The sequence below is a fragment of the Candidatus Pantoea symbiotica genome (assembly GCF_056491525.1).
This window is the reverse complement of record NZ_JBSZHR010000002.1, coordinates 2,244,519-2,255,471: the sequence shown is the minus strand read 5'-3', so window position 1 is coordinate 2,255,471 and position 10,953 is coordinate 2,244,519. Positions and strand designations below refer to the sequence as shown.

General features: G+C 47.8%; 8 protein-coding genes. All 8 read left to right on the top strand.

Going from position 1 to position 10,953, the window contains the following annotated elements; translation table 11 throughout:
• Entirely contained in the window at positions 1–432 is a 432-nt protein-coding gene (gene yiaA / locus ACXIZX_RS11110) for an inner membrane protein YiaA (RefSeq protein WP_479404164.1), read from the top strand.
• Positions 433–517: 85 nt separating this feature from the next.
• Entirely contained in the window at positions 518–3,037 is a 2,520-nt protein-coding gene (locus ACXIZX_RS11105) for a type VI secretion system Vgr family protein (protein ID WP_479404163.1), read from the top strand.
• On the top strand, positions 3,030–4,244 hold the full coding sequence (locus ACXIZX_RS11100; RefSeq protein ID WP_479404162.1) for a hypothetical protein: 1,215 nt from the start codon (positions 3,030–3,032) through the stop codon (positions 4,242–4,244). Before ACXIZX_RS11105 ends, ACXIZX_RS11100 begins: the two co-directional genes overlap by 8 nt.
• On the top strand, positions 4,245–4,634 hold the full coding sequence (locus tag ACXIZX_RS11095; RefSeq protein ID WP_179450349.1) for a hypothetical protein: 390 nt from the start codon (positions 4,245–4,247) through the stop codon (positions 4,632–4,634).
• A gap of 386 nt (positions 4,635–5,020) precedes the next feature.
• On the top strand, positions 5,021–5,383 hold the full coding sequence (locus ACXIZX_RS11090; protein ID WP_479404161.1) for a hypothetical protein: 363 nt from the start codon (positions 5,021–5,023) through the stop codon (positions 5,381–5,383).
• Between the two features lie 189 nt (positions 5,384–5,572).
• Positions 5,573–7,924 (top strand): type VI secretion system Vgr family protein, encoded by a 2,352-nt coding sequence (locus ACXIZX_RS11085; RefSeq protein WP_479404160.1) that lies wholly within the window; start codon positions 5,573–5,575, stop codon positions 7,922–7,924.
• A 14-nt stretch (positions 7,925–7,938) separates the two neighbouring features.
• Positions 7,939–10,119 carry a M23 family peptidase gene (locus tag ACXIZX_RS11080; RefSeq protein WP_479404159.1) on the top strand — a complete coding sequence of 727 codons (2,181 nt, stop codon included), beginning with the start codon at positions 7,939–7,941 and terminating at the stop codon, positions 10,117–10,119.
• On the top strand, positions 10,109–10,819 hold the full coding sequence (locus ACXIZX_RS11075; RefSeq protein WP_479404873.1) for a hypothetical protein: 711 nt from the start codon (positions 10,109–10,111) through the stop codon (positions 10,817–10,819). Before ACXIZX_RS11080 ends, ACXIZX_RS11075 begins: the two co-directional genes overlap by 11 nt.
• The last annotated feature ends 134 nt before the right edge of the window (positions 10,820–10,953 follow it).

Sequence of the window (10,953 nt, the reverse complement as noted above, 5' to 3'; positions counted from 1 at the left end):
ATGAAAACCCAAAATATCCCAGTTTCACCCGCTTTTATCGCGATATCCTGGATCGCCATGCTGGGAGGCACGTTGGTTTATCTGGCAGGCCTGTGGCGCGCGGAGATGCAGCTGAATGAAAAAGGCTACTACTTCGCGGTGCTGATCCTCGGACTGTTCGCGGCGGTTTCGCTGCAAAAAACCGTACGCGACCGGCTGGAAGGTATTCCGACTACACACCTTTATCACATGGTTTGCCTGCTGGCCTTCACTATTGCCGTGGTGTTGCTGGTTGCTGGGCTGTGGAATGCCACTCTGATGCCGAGTGAAAAAGGCTTTTATGGTGTGTCGTTCTTTATGGCGTTGTTTGGTGCCGTAGCCGTACAGAAAAACACTCGTGACGGTATGCACAGCGTGACTGAAAACTCTACTGAGGAAAGCCAGGAACCTTAGGGCTGACATTAACCTAATATTCTCGCGGCCGCCTTAGGCTCGGGAGAAAAGTAATGTCAGAACAGCGAATTAAAAGGATTTAACCATGAGCAAAACGGCCATCCCCTTCTTCAGTCACAGCCATCATCAGATGAAGGTCACCGACAGCGCCTCACCGCTCGACGTGCTCAGCTTTGAAGGCGCGGAGGCGCTGAGCGCGCCCTTCAGCTGGAAAATCATCTTCACCAGCGTTGATAAAAATATCAGCCGCGAAGCCATGCTGATGAAAACCGCGTCGCTGACCCTTCAACCGTCACCGCAGAGCCTCAGCGATTTACTGCGCAAAGCCAAACCGCTGCGCGTGGTGCAGGGCGTGGTGACCGGCTTCGATATGCTCGGCGTGTCGGCCGACGAAGCGCGCTACGCCATCACGCTGCAGCCGCGCCTGGCGCTGCTGGCGCGTACGCGGCAGAACGCCATCTGGCAGGATGCGTCGGTGCCGCAGATTGTCGAATCCATCCTGCGCGACCGTCACGGCATGCGCGGCCAGGACTTCGTGTTTAACCTCAGCCGCGACTACCCGAAGCGCGAGCAGGTAATGCAGTTTGACGAAGACGACCTGCGCTTCGTCTCGCGCCTGCTGGCGGAGGTGGGCATCTGGTTCCGCTTCACCACCGACACGCGCCTCAACATCGACGTGGTGGAATTTTACGACGGCCCGCAGGGCTACCAGACCGGCCTGACGCTGCCCGCCGTGCCGCCGTCCGGCCTGCACGACAGCGGCGTGGAGTCGGTGTGGGCGATGGAAAGCCGCTTCCGCGTGGTGGAGAAAACCGTCAGCACCCGCGACTACAACTACCGCGACGCCACCGCCGACATGAACGCACAGGCCGACGTCACCGGCGGCGACGACACCACCTGTGGCGAAGCCTATCACTGGGCGGATAACTACCTGCAGGCGGGCGAGGCGTACAGCGCGAATCCTGCCACAGAAAGCGGCGCGTTCTACGCCCGGCTGCGCCACGAGCGCTACCTCAACGGCCAGACGCGGCTCAGCGCCAAGTCCAGCTGTGCCTCGCTGATGCCCGGCGTGGTGGTGCGCGCCAGCGGCAGCAACGCGGCGGAGGTGTTCCGCAGTGGCGTGGTCATCACCTCGATTGTCTGCCGCGCGGCGCGCGACAGCAGCATGGAAACCCTGTTTCAGGGCATCCCGGCGGAAGGCCGCTACGGCTACCGCCCGGAACCGGCACCGCGTCCGGTGATGGCGGGCACCTTACCGGCGCGCGTCACCAGCACCACCACCAACGACATCTACGGCCACATTGACCGCGACGGCCGCTATCGCGTCAGCATGCTGTTTGACCGCGCGGGCTGGGAAAGCGGGCACGAAAGCCTGTGGGTGCGCCAGTCGCGCCCGTTTGCCGGCGACACCTACGGCCTGCATTTACCTCTGCTCGCAGGAACCGAGGTGGCGATTGGCTTTGAGCACGGCAACCCGGACCGTCCGTACATCGCCGGCGTGCTGCACGACTCGTCACGCGCCGACCACGTCACCATTCGCAACTACAGGCGCAACGTGCTGCGCACGCCTGCCAACAACAAGCTGCGCCTCGACGACACGCGCGGCCAGGAGCACATCAAGCTCAGCACCGAATACGGCGGCAAAAGCCAACTCAACCTCGGTCATCTGGTGGACGGCGAACGCCAGCCGCGCGGCGAAGGTTTCGAGCTGCGCACCGACAGCTGGGGCGCCATCCGCGCAAACAAAGGGCTGTTTATCAGCGCGGACGGGCAGGCGGCGGCACAGGGGCAGCAGAAAGACATGCAGGCGGCGCTGGGCAACCTCAACCAGGCGCGCGAGCAGATGGCGGAGATATCCGGCGACGCGCAGAAGGCCACTGCAAACCCGGCAGACCTGCGCGCGCAGATAGCGCTGCTTGAGCAGCAGGTCCAGGAGCTGAAAAAGTCGGTGCTGCTGCTGAGCGCGCCGGATGGCATGGCGCTGACCAGCGGCGGGCATCTGCAACTTTCAGCGACGCAGAATCTGGTGGCGACGGCGGGCAAAAATGCCGACGTCAGCGTAATGAAGAACCTGTTTATCGGGGTGGGCAACGCGCTGAGCGTGTTCGTGCGAAAGCTGGGCATCAGGCTGATTGCGAATCAGGGACCGGTGCAGCTGCAGGCGCAAAACGATTTGATGGAGCTGCTGGCCAGGAAAGAAATCAGCATCGTCAGCACCGAAGATGAAATAAAAATCATCGCGAAAAAGAAGATCACGCTGAACGGCGGCGGGAGTTATATCACGCTGGATGCTAATGCGATTGAGCTAGCAACGATGGGAGACTTCAGAACTAAAGCCGGTCATTACAATAGGCTACCAGAATCGCAGAGTAAGCCTGAACTTCACTCTTTAGCGAATGCTATAGATGATGAAAGCCATAATGTTAGATATTTGTTTACAAATGATAATGGAACTCCAATTTTAAACAGCCCTTACAAGGCATATTTAGCTGATGGTTCGATAGTTGAAGGTTTCACTGATGATAAAGGTTACACTAAGTTATTTACTTCAGCTCAGGCTCAAGATATTTCGGTAAATTTAATTATGGATGTAATTAATGCCTAGTTATATTGTTTACACAAAAATAGAATCCAATATTCCTGGTCATGAGCTTTTGTATGACTTGCTAATATATCGCATTGATGGCAAAGGTGAAAAGCATGTTCTAGTCTCTGTTTTCCAGAAGGTTTTCTCATCCTCACATCAAACGGAAAAACATGAAATCAATGATACCGAAGACGCTATGTCGGTAATTTACATGCTAGAAATGAATTTATATCGTAAGCATGGCGGCAAACTGGTTTTGGTATCTCAATCTCCTTCAAGAAAAATGTACACATTGGGAGAAATGGTTTCAGGGCAGAGCTTTTCGAATGATAAGCGCGAAAATATTTGTTACTTTGAGGCTAAAACACAAACTAGACCGGCCAATGATAGTGATGATAATAATATAAAAAATGTAAGTATAACGTGTATGGAGAGATCATTTATAGCAAAAGAATACCCTATTAACGGCCCTGATGATCCTTTTGAAAAAAGGAAAATTGAGACTGAAATAATATCAAGATTGAATCGTAGAAGTTATCCTAATCAAGGCGAAACTAGTCTTTGTGGACCTGCTGCATTTTTTTATTGTCTACAGATTGATCGACCTGATGTTTATAAGCAAGCTGCTAACGAACTTTGGCTATATGGTAAAACCAAAATAAATGATTTAGTAATAAGTCCTAGTGATGGATGCAGACACCCTAAGGGAAGTTTTTATTCCTATGGTGGAGAAAGGATCTCTGGGCTGGATTGGATAACTTTAGCTAGCCTTAGAGATTCTGAAAATTTAATTATGAGTTATGATGAAGTAGATGACCAAGTGGCAGGTATAACTGTATGGGATAAGCTCACTAAGTGGTTTGAAAAAGCTGGATATGTAAAGGTGTTTAGCAACGTAGGTTTATTGAGAAGTAATGTTAAAGATCTTGCTCATTTAAACGAACATGCTAGAAACGGTTGTAAAGTGGTCTGTCTTATATCAGCCGGAATGTTGTCTGGTTTTGGGCCAAAAGAAACTCTATCTAAAAATCATTGGATAGTATGGGATGGCACTTTAAAAAATGACAAAGGAGAAGACGTTACTGAGTTTTCAAATCCCAGCGATAATGTTGAATTGAATTTATTTTCATGGGGGATTGTTGGTCAGCAAATCAAGATAAATAAAGACTTGGACTATGTACGTAAACATATATTTGGAGGGGTGGCTTTTAAGCCATTAAAATAAATGAAATTTTTAATTATCCTTGTTGTTGTTATAATTTCTGGATGTAGTAGTGCCAGTCCCGAAGTGTTGCCTGAGGTAATGAAACTTTCGAATGCAACACTGAAAGTAAAATATCATAATGAAATTGAGATAAAGGGAGGTCCAGTTAATAAAACTAGTGTATCGGTAATCATAACTCCTTCTAATTCTGGCCTGATGTGGAAGCCGAAAACAACAATGTATGTTTTTGCAGGAGAAGAGAAAATGAATGAAGATTATCATAAGATAATTATTTACGGCACCCCGAGTAAAGTAGGTGATTTTGATGTTATTGTGTCAGGGCATACTCTTGGAACAATGTATTCAGGTATTGGATTTTATCGTAAGTATCGCCTGGTAATTAATGATTAATTAAAAAGTAATTTTTTTAATTTATCTTTTTTGTAGTGTTCGTTATGAATTAAACAAAAGGTGGTATCGGAAAAGAGTTATAAGTGTATGGTTTGAATGGAGTTCATTTGAGAATCAAACTAATTTATTAAATGTGGGAGCCTGAAACAATAAAATATAAAATTGGAGGTGAAGGTTGCGTGAATTTTTATTATCATAAGCTAACAATAGTTGGCGCCCCTTGTAAGTCCGGGAGTTATAATATTGTTGTGTCTGGTTATACCCTAGGGCAATGAAGTCAGAAAGGGGTTTTTATAAGAAGTATAAATTAATCATTAAATAGATATATGTGCTTTATATTTTTCTCAATAATAGGATTGATATACCTTCAACGAGCTTTGAAAAACATGAATAAGCTAATTTTCTTTTTTATTTATGTGTTTTTTATTTCAGGTTGTGTAAAGAAAGTTTCATTTCAACCAAATGAACTGCCAGATGGGCGAGTTGGGGAAATGTATTATGTTCCCGTGAATGTATCTGGTGGCTCTGGTCCTATTGTCGACTTCCATTATGAGGTTCACCCTTATAATTCAGGGTTGAAATTGAAGTTTGATACTGAGAAATTTTACACAAAATACTTATATAATAAGTTTGTTATTGAAGGGAAACCTCAATTCCCAGGGGAATTTTGCATAAAAATGAAAGGTGGATTGGTAGGTGGTGCAGGCCAAGGTTTTGAAAAAATATATAAAATTAAGGTGGCGAATTAGTTTAATTAAGATCAGGTTTCGACTCCCTCTTAATAAATGCTGATAGGTCAAGGGAGTAATTGTTAATCGAAATTATACTTTTTTTAAACATTAAATTTAGGTTAGTTGCTTTAGTAAAAGGCGTCATAACCTTTACCATTCTGAGCGAATGGACGCCCCGCTTACGTGGCATTTTAAAAGGATTTAACCATGAGCAAAACGGCCATCCCCTTCTTCAGTCACAGCCATCACCGACTGAAGGTCACCGACAGCGCCTCCCCGCTGGACGTACTCAGCTTTGAAGGCGCAGAAGCGCTGAGTGTGCCGTTCAGCTGGAAAATCATCTTCACCAGCGTTGATAAAAATATCAGCCGCGAAGCCATGCTGATGAAAACCGCCTCGCTGACCCTGCAGCCATCACCGCAGAGCCTCGCCGACCTGCTGCGCAAGGCTAATCCGCTGCGCGTGGTGCAGGGCGTGGTCACCGGCTTTGATATGCTCGGCATGTCGGCCGATGAGGCGCGCTACGCCATCACGCTGCAGCCGCGCCTCGCGCTGCTGGCGCGCACCCGGCAGAACGCCATCTGGCAGGATGCGTCGGTGCCGCAGATTGTCGAATCCATCCTGCGCGACCGCCACGGCATGCGCGGTCAGGACTTCGTGTTTGCCCTCAGCCGCGACTACCCGAAGCGCGAGCAGGTAATGCAGTTTGACGAAGACGACCTGCGCTTCGTCTCGCGCCTGCTGGCGGAAGTGGGCATCTGGTTCCGCTTCACTACCGACACGCGCCTTAACATCGACGTGGTGGAGTTTTACGACGGCCCGCAGGGCTATGAAACCGGCCTGACGCTGCCCGCCGTGCCGCCGTCCGGCCTGCACGATAACGGCGTGGAGTCGGTGTGGGAGATGGAAAGCCGCTTCCGGGTGGTGGAGAAAACCGTCAGCACCCGCGACTACAACTACCGCGACGCCACTGCCGACATGAACGCGCAGGCCGACGTCACCGGCGGCGACGACACCACCTGTGGCGAAGCCTATCACTGGGCGGATAACTACCTGCAGGCGGGCGAGGCGTACAGCGCGACTCCCGCCACAGAAAGCGGTGCGTTCTACGCCCGGCTGCGCCACGAGCGCTACCTCAACGGCCAGACGCGGCTCAGCGCCAAATCCAGCTGTGCTTCGCTGATGCCCGGCGTGGTGGTGCGCGCCAGCGGCAGCAACGCGGCGGAGGTGTTTCGCATCGGCGTGGTTATCACCTCGCTGGTCTGCCGCGCGGCGCGCGACAGCAGCATGGAAACCGCGTTTCACGGCATCCCGGCGGAAGGCCGCTACGGCTATCGCCCGGAACCGGCACCGCGTCCGGTGATGGCAGGCACCTTACCGGCGCGCATCACCAGCACCACCACCAACGACACTTATGGGCACATTGACCGCGACGGCCGCTATCGCGTCAGCATGCTGTTTGACCGTGCGGGCTGGGAAAGCGGGCATGAAAGCCTGTGGGTGCGCCAGTCGCGCCCGTTCGCCGGCGACACCTACGGCCTGCACCTGCCGCTGCTGGCGGGCACCGAAGTGGCGATTGGCTTTGAGCATGGCAATCCGGACCGTCCTTACATTGCCGGCGTGCTGCACGATTCATCCCGCGCCGACCACGTCACCATCCGCAACTACAGGCGTAACGTGCTACGCACGCCTGCTAACAACAAGCTGCGCCTCGACGACACGCGCGGCCAGGAACACATCAAGCTCAGCACCGAATATGGCGGCAAGAGCCAGCTGAATCTCGGTCATCTGGTCGACGGTGAACGCCAGCCGCGCGGCGAAGGCTTCGAGCTGCGCACCGACAGCTGGGGCGCCATCCGGGCTGGCAAAGGGCTGTTTATCAGCGCCGACGGGCAGGCGGCGGCACAGGGGCAGCAGAAGGACATGCAGGCGGCGCTGGGCAACCTGAACCAGGCGCGCGAGCAGATGGCGGAGATATCCGGCGATGCGCAAAAGGCCACGGCAAACCCGGCAGACCTGCGTGCGCAGATAGCGTTGCTGGAGCAGCAGGTGCAGGCGCTGAAAAAGTCGGTGCTGCTGCTGAGCGCACCGGACGGCATGGCGCTGACCAGCGGCGGGCATCTGCAGCTCTCCGCAACGCAGAATCTGATGACGACGGCGGGCAAAAATGCCGACGTCAGCGTGGTGAAAAACCTGTTCATCGGTGTGGGCAACGCGCTGAGCGTGTTCGTACGAAAGCTGGGCATCAGGCTGATTGCGAATCAGGGGCCGGTGCAGCTGCAGGCGCAGAACGATCTGCTGGAGCTGCTGGCGCGCAGGGAAATCAGCATTGTAAGCACTGAGGATGAAATCAAAATCATTGCGAAGAAGAAGATCACGCTGAACGGCGGCGGGAGTTATATCACGCTGGATGCTAATGCAATCGAGTCAGCTACTGCAGGAGATTACCGAACGCAAGCGGGTCAATATGTTCGACTGGAGCAGTCGAACAAACCGGAAGATTTTCCAAGCCTGGCCGTCATAAAAAAAGAGCCTTCGAGCAAATTCACTTTTTCCTGACAGGGAGTCACCAAATGATCATCAGTCCACCCATTTTGAAAACCAGAACTTCAACAGAAACTGATGCCGCATGGATTAGTCGCGTGATGGCTTCTGACACGCACCGCGGTTATCCTGTGAGTGCAGCCGGTTCATGGCATGGCGGAATTCATATTAAACATACGGATAACAGCAGTAGCCCAGAAAAAGTTAGGGCAATTGCAGATGGCAAGGTCGTATCTTTTCGCACTCCTGCCAATGACGAAGCAAAATGTGCTGAGCCATTGAATCTGAATGGTGCAACTGACAATGGTTATGTGTTGCTGAAACATGAAACGGAAATTGGCAGTGGTGAAAACGGCAAGGTGGTTTTTTACTCGTTATATATGCATTTGAAATCACTTAACGCAGCCATTAAAAGTGATGCTCTGATATATCGTAAGGATGCATTAGGAACATCTGGCATGGTGGATGGAGAAAATGCCTTCCACTTTCAGATATTTTGTGACGATGACAACATTGAAAAATTAACCGGAAGAAAGACGCAGAAACTGGATATCACCCGTGATGGTCGAACCGATGCTGTTTATGGCGATATTCATTTTGTTTTGCCTGTCGGGACAAAATTTTATAATAAAACACCCGAGAACAATAGCACTGCCACTGAAGGTCTTAGTGAATTACATACCAGTACGGTACCTTTGTATGCCAGCATGACTCTGGCTAAAGGAAGTTGCACCGTGGTAACGAGGCAGGAGGATGAAAATGTTGAAGGGCGCTTTTTTACGGTCGGTGAAGCGCTTATTGATGTTGATGAAAAAGAATATGAATATAATCTTTATAAAACCGCTAAGTCTCGTTATAAAAATTGCCCAAGTGCAGGTTATGAATTACTAAGATTTGGAAGGGTTATAAATGTAGATCATGAAAAGTTGGTTCCGGCAGATGCACCTTTATGGATGACGATAAACTATCCAGGGGGGAAAGGTGTCGTCAATTTTGCTGTTGATACAATCAAAAAATTCAGTGATGCTGATTTTCCTCATTGGATGGGATGGAATCTAATTGATGATGACTGTGATACAAATAGTCAGTGCAATTCAGAAGTTTTAAAAAAAATGCAAGAAGGAGATTTTTATACCGAAATTAAAGGGGGGGTGATTTGTAAGTTTCCTTTTGAATGGGGGTTCGGGACTTTTGAATCTCGTTTTTCATGGCTTAAGAAAGCTAATGAGGAAAGAGTTGGAATGAACAGTAGCGATTATGACGAGTTTAAAAATCATGTTGAGGCGCTATGCTTTGATGGAAATGGCCATCCATCTGAAAAAGTTTGGAGCTTTGAACCAAAAGCATTTATTGAACACTTTAGACGATGTGGGTGGATGGATTGTAGGTTAATTAAAGAAGTAATGACTGCAAATACTAACAAAAAATCAAAGGTGACAATAAATGACATTGAGATGATTACGGAAGAATATTATTTGGACATTAATATAATTATGAGGAAGTATAACTTATTTAATCTTAATAGGATTAGCCATTTCCTAGGGCAAGGAGCTGTGGAATCCGGATATCTGCTGTCTATGCAAGAAGTCAGTCAAATACAAATTTTAGATAATGGAGTGCAAAAGGGAGGGCGAATAGTGGATAATTCTACCTTAAATGAAACTTCTGAATTGGGTCATTGGTATGGTTCTGAAGATGCAGAAATAGATAATTATTATTCAGGAAAAAAATATAACTCTCGTGGAGGATATATAGCTGGATCCTATAGTTGGAAAAATGGTAACTGTGGTGATCTTGATGCTCAAAAATTTCGTGGCAGGGGTTTTAAAATGTTAACTGGTTTAGATACATACTCAAGCTATTGGGTATATCGGGGCTGGCTTAACAAAGATGATTATGATAGCTCATGGTGGACTGATTCAGAATATAAGAAGAAAAATAAAGCTAAAATGAAAAAAAGACCACCAAATATTGATTCACCCCATAAAATTACAGAAAATGCTTACAATTGTATTGATACAGGTGGTTTTTTTATTTGCTGTTTTAAAAAGGGTGTAATTAAAGTAATGGATGCGGATAAGTTGAATAACTCAGATGATGATATTATCGCATTGAGTGTGACGTCTTTAATAAATGGTGCAGATTTGGGGTTGGCACAACGAAAAACTGCAACGAAAAGAGCAAAGGAGTTGATTGGTGATGACTTTTAATAATCCTAAGTTGATGTTTATATTTTTTTTGGTTATTTCATTCTCTTCATGGGGAGAGTCTTATAATAAAATAAATATCGATGGATTAGAAATACAGTTAAGTAGAAAAGAATATGGGGTAATGAATGTATTAAATACTATCAACGATTCAAAGTATTCGTGTGCGATTAAAAACTGGCAAAAGACTATGAGTTCGGGTGCGGGTATTATATCTTTGACAAGTGATAAGGTTGGAGTGCTAATTGCGCCTGGCAATAAATACTTAAAAGTTAATGATATTAAATTCTGCCATGGAAAATCGTTACAATTTTACGATATCCCTTTTATTGATTCAAAAATCGCTTCTGTAGTGGATGTGAATTTTAAAGAGGAGTTAATATTAGCATTAGTGGTTATTGATGCGCATTTCAGGACTTATCAAGCAATAATCTCGACTTTTAATGGGGGAGAAAATATTTTATCAGGTAAAGGCTTTTGGCAGGATTTATCGTCAGGAGAACATGATGTTGATGACTCTTTTTCTACAGGTAAATCAATTTACATTGGGAAAATATCACTTGATGGGAAGTATGTGGCACCATATGATGTGGATTGTACAACGAATTCATTTCCTGGCGTTTGGGATATAAAAAAGAAGGTTAAAGTCATATTCAAAAATGACATTGATAATCAAAGGAAATGTAACTCCCTTTTTTATTGATTTCGGATGAGTAAGTGTTGCTTAAATGAATTTTTAAAAAAAACGGTAATGAAATTTATCTTGCTAATGGTTAGCAGTTTGAGTGATTTCATAAAATGATAGTTAGCTCGAAAATAGAATCAATATGTTCACAA